This is a genomic window from Actinomycetota bacterium (assembly GCA_019347675.1).
Taxonomy (GTDB): domain Bacteria; phylum Actinomycetota; class Nitriliruptoria; order Nitriliruptorales; family JAHWKO01; genus JAHWKW01.
The window spans coordinates 58,254-78,857 of record JAHWKW010000014.1 but is presented as its reverse complement, the minus strand read 5'-3'; the positions used below and the strand labels follow the sequence as shown (position 1 = coordinate 78,857).

Annotated in this window: 19 protein-coding genes; 6 read left to right on the top strand and 13 right to left on the bottom strand. The window is 71.0% G+C overall.

What is annotated here, in order from left to right:
* Window positions 1-2 precede the first annotated feature (2 nt).
* Complete coding sequence (locus KY462_10905; GenBank protein ID MBW3578228.1) at window positions 3-350, bottom strand: hypothetical protein; 348 nt, start codon at window positions 348-350, stop codon at window positions 3-5.
* Between the two features lie 131 nt (window positions 351-481).
* On the opposite strand from KY462_10905, the gene KY462_10900 reads away from it, so the two are divergent.
* The gene (locus tag KY462_10900) at window positions 482-1,624 is read left to right on the top strand and encodes a site-2 protease family protein (GenBank protein MBW3578227.1); all 1,143 of its coding nucleotides are present in this window, start codon (window positions 482-484) and stop codon (window positions 1,622-1,624) included.
* A 38-nt stretch (window positions 1,625-1,662) separates the two neighbouring features.
* Here the strand turns inward: KY462_10900 and KY462_10895 are convergent, their stop codons facing one another.
* Window positions 1,663-2,778 (bottom strand): MFS transporter, encoded by a 1,116-nt coding sequence (locus KY462_10895; GenBank protein ID MBW3578226.1) that lies wholly within the window; start codon window positions 2,776-2,778, stop codon window positions 1,663-1,665.
* Window positions 2,779-2,928: 150 nt separating this feature from the next.
* Here KY462_10895 and KY462_10890 point away from each other — a divergent pair, with 150 nt between their 5' ends.
* The gene (locus KY462_10890) at window positions 2,929-4,482 is read left to right on the top strand and encodes a SagB family peptide dehydrogenase (GenBank protein ID MBW3578225.1); all 1,554 of its coding nucleotides are present in this window, start codon (window positions 2,929-2,931) and stop codon (window positions 4,480-4,482) included.
* 77 nt (window positions 4,483-4,559) lie between these two features.
* Here KY462_10890 and KY462_10885 read toward each other — a convergent pair whose 3' ends face one another.
* Window positions 4,560-4,937, bottom strand: coding sequence for an amino acid-binding protein (locus tag KY462_10885; protein ID MBW3578224.1), 378 nt, complete (start codon window positions 4,935-4,937; stop codon window positions 4,560-4,562).
* A gap of 113 nt (window positions 4,938-5,050) precedes the next feature.
* Between KY462_10885 and KY462_10880 the strand changes: the two genes are divergently transcribed.
* The 3 genes from KY462_10880 (at window position 5,051) to KY462_10870 (ending at window position 7,106) form a co-directional block, all read left to right on the top strand.
* The gene (locus KY462_10880) at window positions 5,051-5,845 is read left to right on the top strand and encodes an alpha/beta hydrolase (GenBank protein MBW3578223.1); all 795 of its coding nucleotides are present in this window, start codon (window positions 5,051-5,053) and stop codon (window positions 5,843-5,845) included.
* Between the two features lie 123 nt (window positions 5,846-5,968).
* A complete protein-coding gene (locus KY462_10875) occupies window positions 5,969-6,469 on the top strand; it encodes a YbhB/YbcL family Raf kinase inhibitor-like protein (GenBank protein MBW3578222.1) in 501 nt (166 codons plus the stop codon).
* Window positions 6,456-7,106 (top strand): HD domain-containing protein, encoded by a 651-nt coding sequence (locus KY462_10870; protein ID MBW3578221.1) that lies wholly within the window; start codon window positions 6,456-6,458, stop codon window positions 7,104-7,106. Before KY462_10875 ends, KY462_10870 begins: the two co-directional genes overlap by 14 nt.
* Window positions 7,107-7,112: 6 nt before the next feature.
* Here KY462_10870 and KY462_10865 read toward each other — a convergent pair whose 3' ends face one another.
* The 10 genes from KY462_10865 to KY462_10820 form a co-directional block, all read right to left on the bottom strand.
* The gene (locus tag KY462_10865) at window positions 7,113-12,671 is read right to left on the bottom strand and encodes an ATP-grasp domain-containing protein (protein ID MBW3578220.1); all 5,559 of its coding nucleotides are present in this window, start codon (window positions 12,669-12,671) and stop codon (window positions 7,113-7,115) included.
* Complete coding sequence (gene fabI, locus KY462_10860; GenBank protein ID MBW3578219.1) at window positions 12,671-13,450, bottom strand: enoyl-ACP reductase FabI; 780 nt, start codon at window positions 13,448-13,450, stop codon at window positions 12,671-12,673. The genes KY462_10865 and fabI overlap by 1 nt, the downstream gene beginning before the upstream one ends.
* Before the next feature lie 6 nt (window positions 13,451-13,456).
* Window positions 13,457-14,107: a 1-acyl-sn-glycerol-3-phosphate acyltransferase gene (locus KY462_10855; protein ID MBW3578218.1), complete on the bottom strand. Its 651-nt coding sequence runs from the start codon at window positions 14,105-14,107 to the stop codon at window positions 13,457-13,459.
* A 1-nt stretch (window position 14,108) separates the two neighbouring features.
* Window positions 14,109-15,359 (bottom strand): beta-ketoacyl-ACP synthase II, encoded by a 1,251-nt coding sequence (gene fabF, locus KY462_10850; GenBank protein ID MBW3578217.1) that lies wholly within the window; start codon window positions 15,357-15,359, stop codon window positions 14,109-14,111.
* On the bottom strand, window positions 15,356-15,601 hold the full coding sequence (locus KY462_10845; GenBank protein ID MBW3578216.1) for an acyl carrier protein: 246 nt from the start codon (window positions 15,599-15,601) through the stop codon (window positions 15,356-15,358). The genes fabF and KY462_10845 overlap by 4 nt, the downstream gene beginning before the upstream one ends.
* A gap of 40 nt (window positions 15,602-15,641) precedes the next feature.
* The gene (gene fabG / locus KY462_10840; protein MBW3578215.1) at window positions 15,642-16,367 is read right to left on the bottom strand and encodes a 3-oxoacyl-ACP reductase FabG; all 726 of its coding nucleotides are present in this window, start codon (window positions 16,365-16,367) and stop codon (window positions 15,642-15,644) included.
* Window positions 16,364-17,422, bottom strand: a complete 1,059-nt coding sequence (locus KY462_10835; GenBank protein ID MBW3578214.1) for a ketoacyl-ACP synthase III — start codon at window positions 17,420-17,422, stop codon at window positions 16,364-16,366. The genes fabG and KY462_10835 overlap by 4 nt, the downstream gene beginning before the upstream one ends.
* A 127-nt stretch (window positions 17,423-17,549) precedes the next feature.
* Window positions 17,550-18,485 carry an ACP S-malonyltransferase gene (locus KY462_10830; GenBank protein MBW3578213.1) on the bottom strand — a complete coding sequence of 312 codons (936 nt, stop codon included), beginning with the start codon at window positions 18,483-18,485 and terminating at the stop codon, window positions 17,550-17,552.
* Window positions 18,486-18,716: 231 nt separating this feature from the next.
* Entirely contained in the window at window positions 18,717-19,187 is a 471-nt protein-coding gene (locus KY462_10825; GenBank protein ID MBW3578212.1) for a YbaK/EbsC family protein, read from the bottom strand.
* Window positions 19,188-19,218: 31 nt separating this feature from the next.
* Window positions 19,219-19,539, bottom strand: coding sequence for a rhodanese-like domain-containing protein (locus KY462_10820; protein ID MBW3578211.1), 321 nt, complete (start codon window positions 19,537-19,539; stop codon window positions 19,219-19,221).
* A 161-nt stretch (window positions 19,540-19,700) separates the two neighbouring features.
* On the opposite strand from KY462_10820, the gene KY462_10815 reads away from it, so the two are divergent.
* On the top strand, window positions 19,701-20,603 hold the full coding sequence (locus tag KY462_10815; GenBank protein ID MBW3578210.1) for an LLM class flavin-dependent oxidoreductase: 903 nt from the start codon (window positions 19,701-19,703) through the stop codon (window positions 20,601-20,603).
* Window position 20,604 lies beyond the last annotated feature (1 nt).

The following is a 20,604-nucleotide window of genomic DNA, read 5'->3' as shown; positions in this document are numbered from 1 at the left end:
CGCTAGCAGGTCAGGTGGATGGCCAGCGCGACATCGCGGTCGCCGGCCCGCAACAGCTCGTTGTAGCGGCTGACCGCCTGTGGTGAGGGCATCGCCTCGACGTCGATCCCGCGTGACCGCAGCTGGCCTTCCAGCTCCGAGGCGGGTCGCATGTTGCCTGCCGTGCCGGTCCCGACCACCAGCAGATCGGGTTCGGCGTCCAGCACCGGCTGGAGGTCGTCGACCTGCAGGCGGTGGCCCTCGTCGCGCCACCAGTTGGCGTGCACCGTGCCGTCGACGAGGATCACGTCGTTGCGCTCCTCGCGGCCGTCGATGACGATGCGTCCGTACTCGTAGTCGTCGATCCGCATGCGCTCTCCTCGTTCGTGCTTCCACGGTACGGGGACCACCCTCCCTCTCGACGGGACGCCCCGACCGTCCGTCGTGCCTGCGATCGAGCTGCCTTACCGTAGGGTTGCTGCACCCGCTCGTGGGAGGAGCGATGGAGGAGAGCCTGCGGCTGGGTCGCATCGCGGGCGTCGCGGTCGGGATCAACTGGAGCGTGCTCGCCATCTTCGCGTTGATCTGGTTCGTCCTGTCCGCCGGGCGGTTCCCGGCGGCGTACCCGGAGCAGTCCACCGTCACGTACGTGGTGGCCGGAGGGGTCGCCGCCGTCCTGTTCTTCCTGTCGCTGCTGGCTCACGAGGTCGCACATGCGATCGTCGCGCAGCGCAACGGGTTGGAAGTGGAGGGCATCACGCTGTGGCTGTTCGGCGGTGTGGCTCGCCTCGGTGGTGAGGCAGCCGATCCGGGTGCGGAGCTGCGCATCGCGGGGGTCGGTCCGCTGGTCAGCATCATCGTCGCTGTCGTGTTCTTCGTCGTGTTCGTCCTGGTCGGGATGGGGGAAGCTGGCATCGTCGGCGGCGTCTTCTCGTGGCTGTCGGCGATCAACGTCGCGCTGGCGATCTTCAACCTGGTCCCGGCGGCGCCGCTGGACGGCGGCCGCATCCTCCGCGCGTTCCTGTGGCGTCGCCGTCGGGACCGTCTCAGCGCCACCATCACCGCCGCACGTGCCGGGAAGGCCTTCGGGTGGGCGTTGATCGCGCTCGGGCTCGCAGAGTTCGCGTTCGGGTTGGGGATCGGAGGCCTTTGGCTGATGCTGATCGGCTGGTTCCTGATCACCGCGGCCGGCAGTGAGGAGCAACACGCCCGGCTGCGGGGAGCCCTGGGGGGCCTCACGGTGCGGGATGCGATGACGGCCGACCCGGTCGTGGTGCCGCGCAGCCTGAACGTCCAGCGGTTCCTCGACGACTACGTCTTCGCACACCGCCACTCCACCTTCCCGATGGTCGACGAGGAGGGGCGCCCCGCGGGCATCGTCACGTTGCGGCGGGTCAAGCGTGTCCCTGCCGAGGAACGTGGACGGACGTCGATCCGCACGGTCGCGTGTGACCCCGGCGACGTCCCCACCGCCGACCCTGACGAGACCCTGACCAGCGTGCTTCCACGCATGCGCGGCTGCGCGGACGGGCGGGTCATCGTGGTCGACGGCGGCGAGATCATCGGGATCATCTCACCGGCCGACGTGACCCGACTGCTGGAGTTCGGCGAGCTCCGCGACCCGCGCGACACCGAACACGTCTGACACGTCGCACACCCGGCACGTCACCGAGCCCGGGCGGCTCACGTCCCGTCGCCACCCTCGGGGGGGCGGTCGGCAACGAACCGGCGCAGCACCATCAGGGCAGCCAGGTTGGCGCCGACCGCGACTGCGGCGTTCCCGGCCAGCCCCACACGCGTGAACAGCGCCGGGCCGGTGGCGGCCGCAACCGCCCGCGGCAGCGAGATCGCGGCGACCATCAGGGCGAGGTAGCGGCTGCGTGCCTGGGGATGAGCCTCGCTCGCCAGCGGGATCGCCGACACGATCGTGAACTCGAATCCGAACAGCGCCAGCGCCAGTGCGGCCAGACCGGGGGCCAGGTCGTCGGTCAACGGAAGAGCCGCGAACCCCACGATCGCCAGGAGCAGACCCCACGTGACCGAGGGGCGCTTCCCGATCCGGTCGCCGAAGGCGACCACGCCGCTCGACCCCAGCAGCTCGGCCACTCCGATCAGCGTCGACAACGCCCCGAGCCCGAGCACGGACACGCCGAAGTCGCGCTCCAGCCACGCCCCGAACACCACGAACGTGACCTCGGCGCCGTAGCTGAACAGCGTGGTGACGACCAGCAGCGCGACGCTGCTGCGATCCAGGATCAGGGCGGTCCGGGTCCCGGGCTCGGCTTCCGGGCGGTCCGGGTCCAGCGCCCACGGGACGGCCACCAGCGAGAGGCCTCCCAGTGCGGCGAACACCCACAGCGGCGCACGCCAACCCGCCCGGTGGATCAGCCATCCCGTCGCCGGTGCGCCGATCAGCAGCGCCCCTGCCCAGGTCAGCTCGATGACAGCCAGGATCCGGGCGCGTCGCGCGTACGGGGTGCGTTCAGCGAGGTAGGAGTGGGCGGCCACGTCGTAGACCGGCTTCGCGGCTCCGAGCAGCACGAAGCCTGCCAGCACCGCCACGTACACGGTGGTCGCCGCCGCCAGAGCAGCCCCGGCTGCGAACGCAAGCAGCCCCACCGTGGCGAGTCGACGATGACGTTCGCCTCTCCGGGCGTTGAGCGCGGCCACCGCAGGGGTGGTCAGGCCCGCCAGCGACAAGCCGGAGATCAACAGCCCGGCGCGTTCCAGCGAGACGCCCAGCCCGCGGGCCACCACCGGAAGGAACGGGTACAGGAACCGGTAACCCGTGTTGGTCACAAGACGCACCGCGCTGAGGAACGTCAGTGCCGGAACGAGCGACGCGGGGGCGGCGGGGCGGGGCTCGGTCGGCACGGCGCTGGTCTAGCAGCCGGCGTCGACCTGCTGCGACATCGCTGGAGTGAGACATCGTGCGACTACGGTCTGGCCATGAGCGCAGACGTGGCACGGGACTTCCACGACCGCACCAAGCATTCCCCGGTCAGCGTGCACTCCGGTGCCCGGCGCATGGATCCGTCGAATCGGCCGCTGCCCGCCAAGCGGTACCCGCAGCTCGAGCCGACTGCCCTCCCGGTCGACTGGGACGAGCCGGAGTTCGGTGCCGCAGCGGTGCTGGCCGGCCAGGCTGCACCCGAGCCACGCCCCGTCGATGTACGTGCGCTGGCTCGGCTGCTGTTCCTGTCCGCCGGCGTCACCAGGACGATGCGGTTCCCCGAGCAGACGGTGGCGTTCCGCGCTGCCCCGTCAGCCGGCGCGCTGTACCCGATCGAGGTGTACGTCGCCTGCGCGGACCTGCCGGGCCTGCCCGCGGGGCTGTACCACCTCGAACCGATCGCATTCGCGCTGCACCGGCTCCGCGACGGCGACGTCCGCGGCGCCCTGTCACGCGCTGCAGCCTCCGACGAGGTGGCCCGCGCCCCGCTCAGCCTGGTCCTTACCGGCATCCCGTGGCGCACCACCTGGAAGTACGGGGCGCGCGGGTACCGCCACCTGTTCTGGGACGCCGGCACCATCCTGTCCAACGCAACCGTGGCGACCGGCGCGGCCGGGTGGCCGCTGCAGGTCGTGACCGGCTTCGTCGACGAGCGGGTCAGCCACCTGCTCGGACTGGGTCCGCCCACACCCTTCACGGAGCTGCCGCTCGCCGTCGTGCCGGTCGGTCCGCACGGAGATCGGAGCGCACCCGACCGCGAGCTGGCGCTCGTCGAACACGCGGTCACGCCGCTGTCGCGCGAGGAGATCCCCGAACCCGACGCACTCGCGGCCCACCACGCCGGCGATCTCGCCGACCGCGAAGCGGTCAGCGACTGGCGTCGCCACCTGAGCCAGCGCGCCCCCGAGCTTGCGTCCGCGACGCCGGGTGTCCCCGACACCGCCGTAGGGACGGTGGAGGAGGTGATCCTGCGCCGCGGATCGACCCGACGCTTCGACCTGGACGCGGACGTCCCCCGCGACCTGCTGGACTTCGGGCTGACGGTCGCGGCGCGGCCGCCCCGACGCGACACGGCCGACGCCGGTGCCGGGTGGGCAGAGCACCTGGTGGCCGTCCACGCCGTCACCGGCGTCGACGCGGGCGCCTACCGCTGGACCGCCGCGGGGCTCGAGCGCCTCCCGGTCGACATCGACCGCAGGCGCACGGCGCACCTCTGCCTCGACCAGCCGCTGGGCGGCTCCTCTGCCTTCACCACCTTCCACAGCGCCACGCTCGATCCGCTCCTGGAGGCCGGAGGAGCACGCGCCTACCGCGTCGTGCAGCTCGAAGCCGGGATCGCGGCGGGGCGGCTGCAGCTCGCGTCCTTCGCGCTCGGCGCTGGCGGCACCGGCCTGACGTTCTACGACGACGAGGTCCGGCGCACGTTCGGGACCGACGCCGAGCCGATGCTGGTCACCGCCATCGGCGCCCCCGACTACCAGCCGAGCCCGGGCAGCCGCCCCGACCGCGCCCGGCCGCTGCGCACCGACCCGCACGGCCTGCTGCGGTGATCCCGAAGCGGCCTGATCGCGTCGGCCCGCCAGAAGCCCCGTCGGTCAGGCTCGGGGTCGGGGCCGGGGACGGCAGCTCAGGCGTCCGGCAGCGCCGCTGCTGCTTCGGTGACGTTGACCACACCGATGACCAGTCGGGTTCGGGTCGCGATGTAGAGGATGTCGATGTTGATCCCGGCGTTGCCCAGTGCGCGAGCGCGCGCAGCCAGCTCGCCGGGCCGGTCGGGGCAGTCGATGACCAGCACCTCCCGGTCGTGGAGCACCGGGATCCCGGACTCCTCCAGGACCTGACGTGCTTCGCCCGGTTCATCGACGAGGAAGTGGACCTCGGAGTGCGCACCGACCGGGACGGCGGCGACCCCTTCGATGTTGATGCGGGCGGCGGCCAACTGTTCGGCCACGTCCGCCAGCGTGCCCGGCTGGTTGGGGAGTTCGATGGTGAGATCCCAGGGCATGCAAGCTCCTTGTCGTCACGAATGACTCCACGCTTGCAGTCGGGCGCGGCGAACACAAGGTGCGTGGTGGACGGACCACGCCGGCTCGCCTCGCGCCGTTAGGGTCGCTTGACATGGGGGTGATCGGCGGGCTGCTCGGGGCGGCGGCCGCGTTCGTCGGTGCCGCCTGGCTCGGCCAGCGGCGTCTGGTGTACCTGCCCACCCAGCGGCTCCCGTCGGTGGCGGACGTGCTGGCAGGCGCCGAGGACGTCACGCTGGCGACCGAGGATGGTCTGCGGCTGGCTGCATGGTGGTTGCCCGTGCCCGGCGCGACCGTGGCGGTGATGGTCCTGCACGGCAACGCTGGCAACCGGTCGGGGCGCGCCCCGCTCGCGTCGGCCCTGGCCCAGTTCGGCCTGTCGGCGCTGCTGGTGGACTACCGGGGATACGGCGGGAACCCCGGCCGTCCGACCGAGCGCGGCCTCCTGGCCGACGCGCGGGCGGCTCGGGCCTGGCTCGACGCCCGCGGCGACGTCCGCCGGACGGTCTACTTCGGCGAGTCCCTGGGGGCGGCGGTCGCCGCGGCACTGGCGGCCGAGACGCCGCCGGCGGCCCTGATCCTGCGTTCACCGTTCGTGTCGCTGGCCGAGGTCGCGCGCGTGCACTACCCGGTCGTGCCCGACTGGTTCCTGCGCGACCGGTACGCCACCGTCGACCACGTGGCCGAGGTCGCGGTACCGGTCCTGGTCGTCGCTGGCGAACGTGACGACATCGTGCCGCCCGACCAGAGCCGGCGGGTGTACGAGGTGGCCGCCGGGCCCAAGCGCTTCGTGGAGATCGCGGGCGCTGACCACAACGATCCGGCCCTGTTGACCGGTGACCGGCTGCTCGCGGCCGTCGAGAGCTTCCTGGCCGAGCACCGGCCCTGAGCGCCGCGGCCGTATCCGCGCATCCCGGTGGACGCGGGCGTCAGCCTCCCTGCCCGAACGGTCGCTGCACAGCCGGCGCGGACCACGCAGGTTGGGGACGACCGGGCAGGAGGGACAACCACCATGGCCGATGTGACGCCGTCGGCCGCCGCGGGTGACGCACCCGAGACGATCTATCTCACGTGCGCGGCGTTCCAGGACCACGATCCGATGCCGCGGCGCTTCACCTGCGACGGTGAGGACCTGGCCCCGGCGTTGGCGTGGCGGGGCATCCCGGGAGACACCGTCGAGTTGGCGCTGTCCTGTGAGGACCCTGACGCGCCCGGCGGCACGTTCGTTCACTGGATGATGGCCGGGATCGACTCGGCCAGCACGGGCCTCGACGAGAACGCCATCCCCACTGGCGCGGTCGTCGGCGTCAACGACTTCGCCACCAGCGGCTACCGCGGACCGTGTCCTCCGTCCGGGGACCAGCCCCACCGGTACGTTCTCACGGTGTTCGCCTCGGGCGCGGGACTCTCCCTGGACAACGACTTCAGTGCCCAGCAGTTGCACGACGCGCTGCGAAGCAACGTCATCGCGGTCGGCAAGCTCACCGGCCTCTACCAGCGTGACAGTGCTTGAGGCCGGTCCGGGCGACGCGGCCGCCGCCCGGCTCGACGACCAGGTTGCCTTCCTGCTCGAGGCCGACCGGCTCAAGCACGTGGTGCGCCGTAGCACGATCGCGGACGGCTCCCGGCGTGAGAACTCCGCCGAGCACTCGTGGCACCTGGCCCTGTTCGCGGCCGTCCTGGCGGAGCACGCCGCCGAGCCGGTCGACGTGGCGCGGGTCATCCGGATGTTGCTGATCCACGACGTGGTGGAGATCGACGCCGGGGACACCTTCGCCTACGACTCCGCGGCTCGTGTCAGCAAGGAGACCCGCGAGCAGGGCGCGGCTGACCGGTTGTTCGCGCTATTGCCTGACGACCAGGCCGCCGAGTGGCGTGCGCTGTGGGACGAGTTCGAAGCCGGTCGTAGCCCCGATGCACGGTTCGCAGCTGCGATCGACCGGCTCCAGCCGATCCTGCTCAACCACGCCTCCGGTGGCGTGGCGTGGCGCGAGCACGGCATCCGGGCCGGGCAGGTCCGTGCCCGCAACCGGCACACGCACCAGGCGGCCCCGGCGCTGTGGGATCACGCCCAGAACGTCATCGACGCGGCGGTCGCCGAGGGTCACCTCGCGCCCGACGACGGGAACGCGGGGTCACGCGGTCGGTGACGGGCGTCACCTGCCTTCGCGTGTGGCGGCGATGCCGCGCTCGACCGCATCGATCACGTACGGCCGCAGTTCCGCGGGGGCGATGATGTGATCCACCGAGCCGACGTCCCGCGCGCGTTCGATGCTGTGGATGCTGTCGAACTCGTTGGCCACCTCGCGCATCTTCTCGGCATGGACCTCTTCCTCGACCTCGTTGAGCTCGGTCTGCAGCTTCGCCTTCTCCCCCTCCGGGGCTTCCTCCAGCTCCCGACGCAGCGACGCGACACGTTCGTCCTCGTGCGTGCGGCGATCCACCTCCCTGGAGAACACCACGGCGGCTGCCGGCGTCCCGCCGATCACCGACGCGTACGAGCCCTCCACAGCGGCGACCTCCAACCCCTCGTTCAGCCACTTGGAGAACACCACGAACGCACCGCCGTGGTACCGCGAGATCACGCAGAACACGAGCGGCCCACGGAAGTTGACCACCGCACGGCCGATCTCCGCGCCGAACTCCAGCTGCCACTTGCGCATCGACTCCGGCGACCCGTCGAAGCCCGACAGGTTGGCCAACACCACCACGGGCCGGTTGCCGGAAGCGGCGTTGATGGCGCGGGCCACCTTCTTCGACGACTGCGGGAAGAGTGTCCCCGACGTCCACGCCGATGGCCCATCGGCGGGCAGGAAGCCGTAGCGGGGCAACGTGTGCGACTCGAACCCCAGCATGCACACCGGGATGCCGCCCACGTGGGCGTCCCACACCACGGCGCCCTCGGCGTCGCGCCAGGCGAACCAGCGCTCGATCGGTTCGCGATCCTGGTCGCTGACCGCACGCATCACCGACCGGATCGCGAACGGCTTCTTCCGCTCGGGGTTGCGTTCGTCGGAGAAGATCTCTCCGACCCGGTCGAAGTCCGAGCCCTCCACCTGTTCGTGTGGGAAGTCGCGGATGTCGCGGTCGTGGGGGTCGGAGGTCTGCACCCGAGGCGGGAAGCGCTCCCCGGGCACCACGTACGTGTGGTCGTAGTGGCGGAACAGCAGCTGGCAGGCGGCCTCCACGCTCGGCGCCCAGTACTGCGCCTCGCCGTTGGGGCCCATGATCCTCTCGTAGCCGCCGATGCCGATGTTGTCCTCGGCCGAGACACCCCCGGAGAAGTCCAACGCCCGCTTCCCGGTGAGCACCATGGCGCTGTCGGGGACCATGATCAGGATCCCCGCGGTGTGCATCAGCATGGTCGCTTCGGCGTTGAAGTACGGCTGGGCGCCGACGTTGATGCCCGTCACGATGATGTTCAGCTCGCCGCCGCCCTGCGTGAACTCGACGATGCGGCGCAGCACCCCCCCGATCCAGTCCATGTTCTCCACGCCGGTGTCCATCGCGATGCGCGCTCCGGACGACTCCGCGAACCACTCGACAGGAACCTGCCGCGACTCGGCCAGATCCAGCGCGGCGATCAGTCGCCTGCACTCGGCCTCGGCCATCGACCCCAAGCTCATCGACGGGTCGCTGAGAACCATGACCCGTTCCATCCCGTCGGGCACCGCCTCGGTGACGTTGCGGATCAGGCCGACCACGATGCTGGCCTCGTTCTGCCCGTAGGGTCGGTCGACCGGGACCAGGCGCCCGTCCCCGTCGAGGTCGTGCTCGGTGAAGCTGCCGGGTGGGAAGTCCGACACCGCCTCGTCGCGTGGCGTGAGCTGGTCGATCAGCTCGTACGGGTAGACCGAGCCGTAGCGGCGGGTCTTGAGGACCCGCTGGCGGTACTCCGACAAGGTCGGGATGGGCTCGTCGGACGGTTCCTCCTCGCGGACCACGATGCCGGTCTCGGCCACGTTCTCGATGTGGAGCTCGATCTCTTGCGTCTCACCGCTGGCGGGGTCGCGGGTACGACCGAACGCGATCACCTTCTCCAGGCCGAGCCCCACCGTGGCGGGGGCGAGCTCACGGGCGAGGTCGCGCAGCACGCTCGTTGGGAAGTCGAGCGGCGGCTCGATGTGCAGCATGACGAGGTTGTTGAGCAGGCGTTCACCCGGTGGGCGTCGGGTCTGGAAGCGACGGATGCCCGACAGCGCCTCCATCAGCATCCGCTCGAGGTGCGGGAGGGAGACGACGTCCCCGTCGTCGTCGGTGACCGCCGTGAGGTCGCGGACCTCCGCCAGCGCGAACAGGCGCTCGTCGTTCTCGTTGTCTCGCCCCACACCGTGGAACAGGTACACGTCCTCGACCGACGGCAGCCGCCGGATCTGGAAGTTCGACAGTCTCCACAGCCCCAGGCGCTTGCCGAGCATCGGGTGGAGGTTGCGGTACAGCGTCTCCTCGTGGAAACCGTCGTCGTCCTGACGGAACGTGAAGTGCTGCGTGCGGCGGTGCTCGGGCCCCGGCCCGCTGCTGGTCACCATCACGTCGAGGCGGTGCAGTCGACGTCCGAAGTCGACGTCCGCGAGCTGCTCGCGGACCTCCTCGGCCATCACGTCACCGTCGCGCTTGGGACCCGGCCGTGCCAGGGCGACATCGACCACCACCGCCCGGTCGGGGTCGACCTCGGCGATGTGACGCCGTACCCGGTCGGCGACGCCCACCAACCCGTCGTCGTGGGCGTAGGCCACCACCAGGTGGTAGCTCTCGTCCTCGTGCTCGTAGTCGGCGATCGCCAGCGGCTGGTCATCGAACCACTCCACGTGGAGATCACGCAGGTGGCGGGCACGGTGGTAGCGACGGGCGCGGACCTCCAGGACCGCTTCGCGCAGCTCCCCATCCGACTCCTGGTACCACCGCAGGAGCCGTCCGCGCAGTGGCTGTGGGCAATGCACCAGCCGCTCGAGGTGCTGCTCACGCTGATCGGGGTCCGGGTCGGCGGCCAGCGCCGCCACCTCCTCCTCCATCTGCGCGTACGTCTCTTCGCGTTTTTCCTCCAGCAGCGGCCGGTCGAACGCCTGGTGACGCACCTCCCGCGCCAGGTCGCTGACCGTCTCGTAGCGACCCTGCGCCACGGAGATCAGGCGGTCGAGGAGAGCCCGGTAGTCGTCGTCGTCGCGCGCCACGGGGGCGCGGTGCTCGAGGTGGCGTTCCAGGATGGTGTCGATCGTGGGGGTCAGGTCCTGGATACGCCTGAACGCACGGAACATCCACAGCAGCGCGTCTTCGAGCTCCGGTGTGCGTTCCAGCCCGTCGACGCCGTAGCGCGCCAGCGCCCGTTCCAGGCGGTCGAGGAACGAGCGCGGAAGCAGCTCCTCGGCGCGGTCGGGGGACCGCAAGTAGGTGAACAGGTACTCCTGGGGGCTGCGGACCAGTTCTCCCTCGGTGGTCTGGTCCGGTTGGCGGCGCGACAGCGCACCGAGGTCGGCGAAGATCGCGAGCACCTCGTCCTCGCGGGCGAGCAGCTCCGGGTCACCCTGCGGCAGCGCCGCACAGACGGCTTCTTGCTGTGCGAACAGCTCGTCGACCTCGTCCTGGTCGAGGTCGTAGCCCAACAAGTAGGCGCGGAGGCGGTCGAAGAAACGCTGTGCGCGTGCCGCCGGGGATTCCCCGTCGAACCGGGTGGCCGAGTCGGCCGCGAACTGGACCCGTTCCTCGGGGCTCTCCTGTTCCTCTTCCTCGCGTTCGATCCGGGCCAGGATGGCGCCGGCGTCGACCTGGACGTTCTCGTTGACGTCGATCGAGCGCACGCGGCCGGCGTACGGCGCCTCGACCGCGGTCTCCATCTTCATCGCCTCGAGCACGCAGACCGTCTGGCCGGCTTCGACGCGGTCGCCGGGTGACACGGCCAGGGAGATCACGACCGCTGGTGACGGGGAGCGCATGACGCCGCCCTCGTCGCGTGTCACGCGGTGGGGAACCCCTTCGATCTCGACCTTGTAGGTGGGGCCCTGCACGTCGGCGACCGCCTTGATGTGCCGTTTGTCGTAGGTCAGGCGCCGCTCGTACCGGCCCAACCGATCGAGTTCCACGCTGACGTGACCATCCGGCGTGTCGACCCGGTAGGCGCGTGCCCCGAGCCGGTACACGGTGGTGCGGTAGGACGTCCCGCGGTAGCGCAGTTCGATGCTCTTGCCAGTCCCGGGTTCGGCTTCGGGCCGCCCCCGCCTCGCCGACGCGTGAAAGTTCGTGCGGTCGGCCTCGTGCTCGACCTCGTAGCCTTCCACCGCAGCCAGCAGGACCGCCGCGGCGGCGGGTTCCGGGAGGAACCCGCCCTCCTCGGTCAGCCGGTCCAGCCAACCGGTGTCGAGCTGGCCCTCCACGACGTCGGGGTGGTCGACCAGGCTCAGCAGGAACCCCTTGTTGGTCGCCCCACCGTCGATGATCGCCAACGATTGCGACAGTCCGCGGCGCAGGCGCGCCATCGCCTCGCCACGGTCGCTGCCGTAGCCGATGATCTTCGCGATCATCGCGTCGTAGTCGGTCGCGATCTCGTCGCCCTGCGTGACGCCGGTTTCGACCCGCATCCCTGGACCGGCGGGGAAACGCAGTTCGGCGACCCGGCCAGGGGCGGGACTGAAGTCGTTCTCGGGATCCTCGGCGTACAGGCGCGCCTCGATCGCGTGGCCTTTGGTCGGCGGCGGCTCGCCTTCGAGGCGCCCGCCCCGTGCGACGTGCAGCTGCAGCTTGACCAGGTCCAGGCCGGTGACCAGCTCGGTGACCGGATGCTCCACCTGCAGCCGGGTGTTGACCTCCATGAAGCAGAACCGCTGTCGCTCGGGTTCGAACAGGAACTCGATCGTCCCGGCGTTGGTGTACCCGGCGGCGCTGGCCATCCGCGCCGCCGCGTCACGGATCTCCTGGTCCTGTTCGGGTGACAGCGCCGTCGACGACGATTCCTCCAGCACCTTCTGCTTGCGCCGCTGCACGCTGCAGTCGCGCACCCCGACCGCCCAGACGTTGCCGTGGCGGTCGGCGATGATCTGCGCCTCGACGTGGCGGGCGTCCCCGAGCATCTGCTCCAGGAAGACCGTCGGGTCGCCGAAGGTCCGCTGGCCTTCGTCTCGGGCGGACTGGAACGCGTCGCGCAGCTCGTCGGGGTCGGCTGCGACCCGGATCCCGCGGCCGCCGCCGCCGGAGGCGGCCTTCACCAGGACCGGGTAGCCGAGCTTGTCGGCGTGTGCTGCTGCCTCCTCGGCGTCGTCGACCGGTCCGTCGCTCCACGGCACCACCGGGACGTCGGCGTCCTCGGCGAGCTGTTTGGCGGCGACCTTGTCACCCATGAGATCGATCACGTCGGCGGGGGGACCGATGAACGTGATCCCTAGCTCGTCCTCGCACAGCCGGGCGAACCCCGCCTGTTCGGAGACGAAACCCCAACCCACCCACGCGGCGTCCGCCTCGGTGGCCCGGAGCGCGTCGGCGAGGACGTCGTAACGCAGGAACGTGTGCCGGCGTTCACCTTCGTTCGGGTCGAACGTCATGGCCGGGCCCAGCCCGTACGCCTCGTCGGCCTGGCGCACGTACCACGATGCCTCGTCAGGGTCGGTGTAGAACGCGATCGTGCGGATCTCGGTGCCGTGCTCGCGGTTGTACTCGGCGACGGCATGCAGCAGCCGCATCGCCGCTTCGCCGCGGTTGACGATCGCCAGACGCTTGAAGTCGCTCATCAGCCCGCTGTCCCGCCGATGGCGTGCGCGCCGCCGTCGACGTGCACGATCTCCCCGGTGATCCCGTCCGCCCAGTCAGACAGCATCATGCACGCCGTCCGCGCGACCGGCGCCGGGTCGTCGCTGTCCCAGCCCAGCGGTGCGTGCTCGCCCCAGCGGTCGAACCCCTCGAACCCCTCGATGCTCTTGGCCGCGACCGTCTTCAGCGGCCCAGCCGCGATCAGGTTGACGCGGACACCGTCGGGGCCGAGGTCACGGGCCAGGTACCGGGCGCACGACTCGAGCCCGGCCTTCGCCACACCCATCCAGTCGTACGCCGGCCAGGCCACCGACGCGTCGAAGTCCATCCCGATGATCGCCCCGCCGTCGGCTTCCCGGAACAGGGGCGCGAACGCGCTGCCCAGCGCCGCCAGGGAGTAGGTCGAGATGTGGAAGGCCGGGGCCACGTCCTCCCACGGGGCGGTGAGGAACCCGCCGCCCAACGCCGAGTCGGGCGCGAACGCGATCGCATGCACGAGCCCGTCGAGGCCTCCCCACCGCTCTTGCAGCTCCTTGGTGACCCCCTCGATGTCGTCGGGCTTGGTGACGTCGAGCTCCAGGACGTCCGGGGTCGGGTCCAGCTTCTTCGCGGTGCGTTCGGTCAGTCGCCGGCTCTTCCCGAAGCCCGTCAGCAGCAGCTCGGCGCCTTGCTCCTGGGCCAGGCGGGCGATGTGGAAGGCGATCGATCGGGGATCGAGGACGCCGGTCACGAGCAGTCGTTTTCCGTCGAGCAGCACGATGTCTCCTTACGCGGAGGTCCCCAGGTTGAGCCCGTCCGCCCGGGGGGCGTCGGACAGTTCGACGAGTGCGTCGTGGAGGCGATCGGCGAAGCGGCTGCGCTCCGCGGGATCGTCTTCGGGAGCGTCCAGGGGCTCCCCGAACGCCACCCGCACGTCGTGGCGGGTCAGCAGCCGAGGGAAGCGATCGACCGGCCACGCTTCTGCGGTCCCGTTGATTCCCACCGGCACCACCGGGCAGCCGGCGGCGGACGCGATCCGGGCCACGCCGCTGCGCGGCCGGTAGACCTGCCCGTCGCGGCTGCGGCCACCCTCGGGGAAGATGACCAGCGCTCCGCCACGGTCGAGGACCTCCACGCAGCGCTCCAGGACGTCGGTCTCGCCGCTGCCGCGCTGGACCTGCATCATCCCTCCCCACTGCAGCAGCGACCCGATCACCGGCGGGGCGGCCAGGTGCGCCGACCCCAGGAACGTCAGCCGTCGTTGCGCGGTGGCGCCCAGCACCACCGAGTCGAGGTGCGAGCGGTGGTGCGAGGCGACGATCACAGGTCCGGACGCGGGCAGGCGACCGACGTCCTCGACGTCCAGCCGCAGCCACCATCGGACCGGCGCCCTGCTCACGGCCTGGAGCCACGACGGTGTGGCAGGGATACGATCCATGTCAGACCTTGCGGAACAGCAGTGACGCGTTCTGCCCCCCGAAGCCGAACGAGTTGGACAGCGCGGCACGGACCTCGCCCTGGCGCGCCTCACCATGCACGACGTCGATGTCGATCTCGTCGTCGAGCTGTTCGAGGTTCGCGGTGGGTGGGATCACGCCGTCACGCAGGGCGAGGACGGTGAACACCGCCTCGATCCCCCCGGCCGCGCCCAGTGTGTGTCCGGTGACCCCCTTGGTGGAGCTGACACCCACCTGGTCGGTGGCGTCACCGAACACCCGTCGGATCGCGATCGACTCCGACTTGTCGTTGAGCGGCGTGGATGTGCCGTGCGCGTTGATGTGGTCGATGTCACCCCGATCCATGCCGGCGTCGGCGAGAGCACGTTGCATGGCGAGCACCGCGCCGCCGCCTTCCTCGGGTGGTGAGGTCTGGTGGTGCGCATCGGCGGAGCTGCCGGCTCCGGCCAGCACCGCCAGCGGGGTCGCGCCGCGGGCCCGGGCGTCCTCTGCCCGCTCCAGCACCAGCATCCCGGCGCCTTCACCCATCACGAAGCCGTCACGGTCGGCATCGAACGGCCGCGACGCCGTCTCGTCCTTGCGCTTGGACAGCGCCCCCATCTTGGCGAACCCGGCGGTGGAAAGTGCCGTGATCGACGCTTCGGTCCCGCCGGCGAGCATCGCGTCGGCCGTCCCCGATGCCAGCAGGTCACGTGCGATGTGGATCGCCGTGGCGCTGGCTGCACAGGCGGTGTTGACGGTCAGGTTCGGGCCGCGTGCGCCGAGCTCGATGGCGACCTGGCCGGCAGCCATGTTCGACAGCATCTTGGGGATCATGAACGGGCTGACCTTGTTCTTCTCGATGAAGGAGGCGTGCTGCTCCTCCCAGGTGATCACCCCGCCGATCCCGCAGCCGAACGCGATGCCGACGCGGTCGCCGAACTCCTCGGGGTCCTCGCCGGTCGGCAGGTCAAGACCCGATCGGTCGATCGCTTCGCGGCTGGCCAGGAGCGCCAGCTGCACGAAGCGGTCGAGCCGCCGAGCGGCACGCCGACCGATCTCCTCGGAGGGATCGAACTCGGGCGTGCGGCACGAGACGGTGACGTCGAGGCCGGCTTCCTCCAGCGTGGGGTCGTGCGCTGCGGCGGGGGTCCCCTCCAGGACCGTCTTCCACGCCGCGTCGACGTTGGCCCCTCCGGGAGCGAACAGGCCGATGCCGGTGACGACGATCTCGGGCTGTTGACGGTCGGTCACGTTTGCACCTTCTGCTTCTCTTCGATCTTGGTCACGGCGTCTTCGACCGTGCGGATGTCCTCGGCCTCCTCGTCCTCGATCTCGACGCCGACCTCTTCTTCGAGCGCCAGCGTGAACTCGACCAGGTCGAGCGAGTCGAGGTCCAGGGATTCGAACGTGGCATCGGGGCTCACGTCCTCCTCCGGCACCTGGAACGTGTTCACGAGGATGGACTTCACGGTCTCGTACAGCTCCTGGTTCATCGTTGCTCCTCTCGGTTATGGGCAGGTTCTGGTGTGTCGGTCACATGCCGGCACCGCCGTCGACGGGGATCACCGCTCCGGTGATCGCCGCGGCCTCCTCGGATGCGAGGAACCTCACGGCAGCCGCGACCTCCTCGGCCGCGACGGGCCGGCCGATCGGAGTGCGTTCGAGGTAGCTCTCGAGCAGATCGTCGGGGAGTTGGTCGGTCATCGACGTCTCGACGAACCCGGGCGCGACCACGTTGACGGTGACGCCCTTCCCGGCCAGCTCGCGGGCAAGCGACTTGCTGAACCCGGTCAGCGCGGCCTTGGCCGCGCCGTAGGCGCTCTGGCCGGCGTTGCCGCGGAGGCCCACGAACGAGCCGATGTTGATGATGCGGCCCCTGCGGTTCCGGACCATCGGGCGGAGCGCAGCACGGGCGATCAGGTACACCCCGCGCAGGTTGATCGCCATGGTGCGGTCCCAGCGTTCCGGCGTCAGCCGCATCAGCAGGTCGTCGTCGGCGATCCCGTGCGCGGTGACGACCACGCCGAGGTCGCCGAGCTCGCCGGCGCGGTCGACGGCGGCGTCGACCTGGTCCTCGTCGGTGACGTCGAGGTGGATCGCCTCGGCCGTGCCGTCGCAGGACGCGGCCACCTTCTCGGCTCCGTCCTGGTTCGACGCGTACCCGACCAGCACCGCCATGCCCTGGGCGGCCAGGGCGCGGCACGTGGCCGCCCCGATGCCGCCGCTGCCGCCGCTGACGATCGCGACCAGGTCGCTCACGGGGTCACCTCCGGGTCTCCGTCGGAGAAGGTCACCAGGCACGAGGCCCAGGTCAGGCCGGCGCCGAACGCGGTGAGCAGGACGGTCGCCCCGGCCGGCAGCAGGCCCTGTTCACGCGCGTCGACCAGCGCCAGGGGGATCGAGGCGGCTGAGGTGTTGCCATAGCGGTCCACGTCGATGAACGCGCGATCTTCGTCCACGCCCAGCCGATCCGCCACCGCGTTGAGGATGCGGGCGTTGGCCTGGTGGCCGACCACCAGGTCGATGTCGTCGATGTCCATCCCGGCCCGGTCCAGCACCGACCGAGCCGACGAGGTCATGCGGGTCACCGCGTGCTTGTAGATCTCGCTCCCGCTCATGGTCAGGTAGTGCTGCCGCTCGGCGACGGTCTCCTGGCTGGCAGGGTTGCGGCTGCCCCCGGCGGGGATGATCAGCGCGTCGGCGAGGTCACCGTCGGAGCCCATCTCGAAGGGCCCGAGCGTGCCTCCCCCGCTCTCCGCGGCCAGCACGCACGCGCCGGCGCCGTCGCCGAACAGCACCGCGGTGGAGCGGTCCTGGTCGTCCATCAGCCGGGTCATCGCCTCGGCGCCGATCAGCAGGATCGGCCGGGGGTCGTAGGCCACGACGGTCGAGGCTGCAACCGACAGGCCGTAGATGAACCCGCTGCACGCCGCGCCGACGTCGAAGGCCGCGACGTTGGTTTCCAGGCCCGCCGCCACGATCGGCGCGGTCTGCGGGCAGATGTAGTCCGGTGTGGTGGTGGCCACGATGATGGCGCCGAGGTCGTCGACGTCCACGCCGGCTTCGGCCAGGGCCGCCTCGCCAGCCCGGATGGCCAGGTCGGAGGTCGCGTCGTCCTCGGCGATGCGCCGCCGCTCGACGATCCCCGTGCGGGTGCGGATCCACTCGTCGCTGGTGTCGAGTGCCTCTTCCCAGTCGTGGTTGGTGACCACCTGGTCGGGCACCGCGATCCCGAGCCCGATGATGCCCACGGGCAGCCGACCGGGCGCGAGTTCGGCTCGCGACGGGCGTTCGGTGGTCAGCGGGATCGTCATCGACGGACTTCCTCTCCGGGTCGCTCTCCGGGTCGCGCTGTGCAGGTCGGCATCGTCATCACGTCCATCGTGTTCATCGTGTTCATCGTGTTCATCGTGTTCCGGGTCGTGGGCGGGCGCGCCGCGGTCATCCCTCCTCGCTCTTGCGGATGCTCGTCGCGGCCGAGATCGCCGCGTCGAGGTCGTCCGGGGTCCCCACCGAGACGATCTCGACGTCATCGGACAGGGTCCGGCGTGCCAAGCCGGAAAGAACGTCTCCGGGACCGGCCTCGATCACCAGCCGGGTCTCCATGGCCGCCAGACGTTGCTGGACCTCGCGCCAACGAACCGGGGACAGCACCCCGTCGATGATCACTTCCCGGACGTCGTCGGCGGTGGTCGCCTGGTCGGCGGTGGCGCCCGAGACCAGCGGGACGTCGGGGTCGACCATCTGCAGCTCGTCCAGCCGCTTCTCGAGCCGGTCACGGGCTGACGCCATCAACTCGGTGTGGAACGCGCCCTCCACGTCGAGGTCCCGGACCCGCCCGCCGGCCTCCTGACAGGCCTCCGCGGCCGCGTCGACCGCGTCGGGCGGACCCGACACGACGACCTGGTCGGGGGCGTTGTCGTTGGCGACGATGACGCCGTCGATCCCGGCGATGGCCTTCTCCACGGTGTCACGGTCGAGCCCCAGCACCGCAGCCATCTTCCCCGGGTTCTCCGACACCGCGTCGGCGAACGCACGGCCGCGCTCGATCACCACGGATGCGCCGGCGGGCACCGACAGGGCGCGGGCGGCGACCGCGGCAGCGATCTCACCCAGGCTGTGGCCGGCGACCACGTCGGGGGTGACCCCCGCGTCCCGGAGCGCCCGCCACGCCGCGACATCGACCGCGAACACCGCTGGCTGGGCGACGTCGGTGGCGGCGCACGCGTCCGGGTCGTCGGCGAGGCCGACGAAGTCGTCGAGGCCGGCGACGCGACCGACCTCCGCGAAGGTGGAGAAGGCGGTGTGGCCTCGCCAGGCTGAGGCCATCCCTTGGCGGTGCGACCCCTGCCCGGGGAAGACCATCGCGATGCTCATCGGGCGGATCCTCTTCCTTCTGGCGGGTCAACGTCAACGTCGCGGTGCCGGGCCGATCGTGGGAACGTGGACACAGACGACCGGCGACCGGCCCACGGCGATCAAGTCCACGTTTCCGGACGCGGCCGTGGGTGTCAACGTCCGAACGCGGACCTTCGTGAAGCCGGCGGCGACGCATCCGACGTCCGGTCGGGGAGTTCGTCGCATCGGTGGCGTTCGAGGTGCGCCCGGTCAGCCGGCGGCGGTGCTGATGTCGACGATCCGCGGCTCCACCAGCCGCAGGTAGTCGTCGGTGACAAGAGTGACCGTCTCGGTGTGTGACCCGTCGCGGCACACCAGCTGGTCACGGTCGCCGAGCGTCGGATCGAACAGCACCGGCAGGCCGTAGAGGTTCCCGAACGGTGGCTCCGCTCCAGGCTCGCAGTCGGGGAACGCGTCGGCGAACTCGTCCTCACGTGCCAGCCGCACCTCGTCTCGGCCGAGGACACGGCGGACCTTGTCCAAGTCGACCGACACCGCCGCCGGCACCACCGCCATCGTCAGCTCGTCGCCGACGATGAGCATCACGGGCTTGGCGACCTTCCAGCCGGTGACGTGTTCCGTGGCGGCCAGGCGCTGTGCGTCCACCACCCGCTCGTGGGACTGGACCTCGTAGTCGACGCCGTGCTCGTCGAGGAACCGATGCACTGTCCTGGCTGGCATCGCACCACCTTCCTTGCGTTGGTCGGTTGGTTCACCGGGCGACGCCTCCGCTGCCACCTGACGTCGCCACCAGCGGCAGCTCCTCGTCGAACCAGCGGCCCAGTCCTCCCGCCATCGCCTCGGCGTCGAACCCCTCGAGGCGTAGCAGCTCGGCTGCTTCCTCGCTCCGGCTTCCGTCGCGGTCGACGGTGATGGTCTTTCGGCCGGCGCTGACCTCATCGAGCCGCTCACGGAGCTCGTCGAGCGGGATGTGGTGGGCCGCCTCGATGTGGCCGGCGTCCCACTCCTGGCCGCCGCGGACGTCGATGATCTGCACCAGTCCTCGCTCGGCGTACACCTGCTGCGGTTCCACGGGGAGTCCCATCGGTCGTCTATGGCCAGTGTGGGCAAGGCCGGGCGTCGTGGCTGCCCCGGTCGGACGGGGCGCCGGCGTCGTCGCTGCGGCGGTCGGCGGGCGCCCCCCGCGGCGTGGTCGACGCTGTAGGGTCGGCCGGCTCGGCAGGGAGTTGCGACGTGCAGGTAGGGGTCGGGTTGCCCGCCAACGTCCCCGGCACGCCCGGCGCGACCGTCGTGGAGTGGGCACGCGCTGCCGACCAGACGCCGTTGTCGACACTGGCGGTGATCGACCGGATCGCGTACGGCAACTACGAGCCGTTGGTCGCGCTCGCGGCCTGCGCCGGCGTGACGGCCCGGATCCGGCTCGCGACGACCGTGCTGGTCGCACCCATCCGCCACGCCGGGCTCCTCGCCAAGCAGACGGCCAGCATCGACGCGTTGTCCGGCGGGCGGCTCACCGTCGGGTTCGGGATCGGCGGGCGGGAGGAGGACTACCTGGCGGCAGGGTCCCGGGTGGACTTCCACAGCCGCGCCGATCACTTCGAGGAACAGCTGGAGGTCCTGCGACGGGTGTGGAGCGGCCAGCCGCCGGTCGAGGGGGTCGCTGGGGTGGGCCCGCCGCCGCGACGGCCGGGCGGCCCCGAGGTCCTGATCGGCGGGTACTCGCCGCGTGCCGCCCGCCGGGCGGGGCGGCTGGCGGACGGTTTCATCGCAGGCGCCCTGCCGCCCGCGCGGGCGCGTGAACTGTTCGACGAGGCGGTGGCTGCCTGGCGGGATGCCGCCCGCGCAGGCAAGCCCCGGTTCGTGGGCTGCGCGTACTGGGCGTTGGGTGACGGCGCCACGGTCGAGCGGGGCCGCGACGTCCTGCGCGACTACTACGCGTTCGCCGGCGAGCGGGCCGAGGGGATCGCCGAACAGATGCTGGCCTCGACCGAGCAGGTCCGCGACCGGCTCGGCGCCGCCGCCGACGTCGGCATGGACGAGGTCATCCTGTGGCCGTGCGTCGCGGAGCTGTCGCAGCTGCACCGGCTGTCCGAACTGGTCGGGGAGTGGGAGGCCAACCACGGCCGTCTGGCATGAC

Coding starts and splice junctions, on each gene's coding strand:
- KY462_10880 (MBW3578223.1), top strand. CDS start 5,051: ATGGGGGTGATCGGCGGGCTGCTCGGGGCGGCGGCCGCGTTCGTCGGT.
- KY462_10905 (MBW3578228.1), bottom strand. CDS start 350: ATGCGGATCGACGACTACGAGTACGGACGCATCGTCATCGACGGCCGC.
- KY462_10890 (MBW3578225.1), top strand. CDS start 2,929: ATGAGCGCAGACGTGGCACGGGACTTCCACGACCGCACCAAGCATTCC.
- KY462_10855 (MBW3578218.1), bottom strand. CDS start 14,107: ATGGATCGTATCCCTGCCACACCGTCGTGGCTCCAGGCCGTGAGCAGG.
- KY462_10875 (MBW3578222.1), top strand. CDS start 5,969: ATGGCCGATGTGACGCCGTCGGCCGCCGCGGGTGACGCACCCGAGACG.
- KY462_10865 (MBW3578220.1), bottom strand. CDS start 12,671: ATGAGCGACTTCAAGCGTCTGGCGATCGTCAACCGCGGCGAAGCGGCG.
- KY462_10830 (MBW3578213.1), bottom strand. CDS start 18,485: ATGAGCATCGCGATGGTCTTCCCCGGGCAGGGGTCGCACCGCCAAGGG.
- KY462_10845 (MBW3578216.1), bottom strand. CDS start 15,601: ATGAACCAGGAGCTGTACGAGACCGTGAAGTCCATCCTCGTGAACACG.
- KY462_10835 (MBW3578214.1), bottom strand. CDS start 17,422: ATGACGATCCCGCTGACCACCGAACGCCCGTCGCGAGCCGAACTCGCG.
- KY462_10885 (MBW3578224.1), bottom strand. CDS start 4,937: ATGCCCTGGGATCTCACCATCGAACTCCCCAACCAGCCGGGCACGCTG.
- KY462_10900 (MBW3578227.1), top strand. CDS start 482: ATGGAGGAGAGCCTGCGGCTGGGTCGCATCGCGGGCGTCGCGGTCGGG.
- KY462_10825 (MBW3578212.1), bottom strand. CDS start 19,187: ATGCCAGCCAGGACAGTGCATCGGTTCCTCGACGAGCACGGCGTCGAC.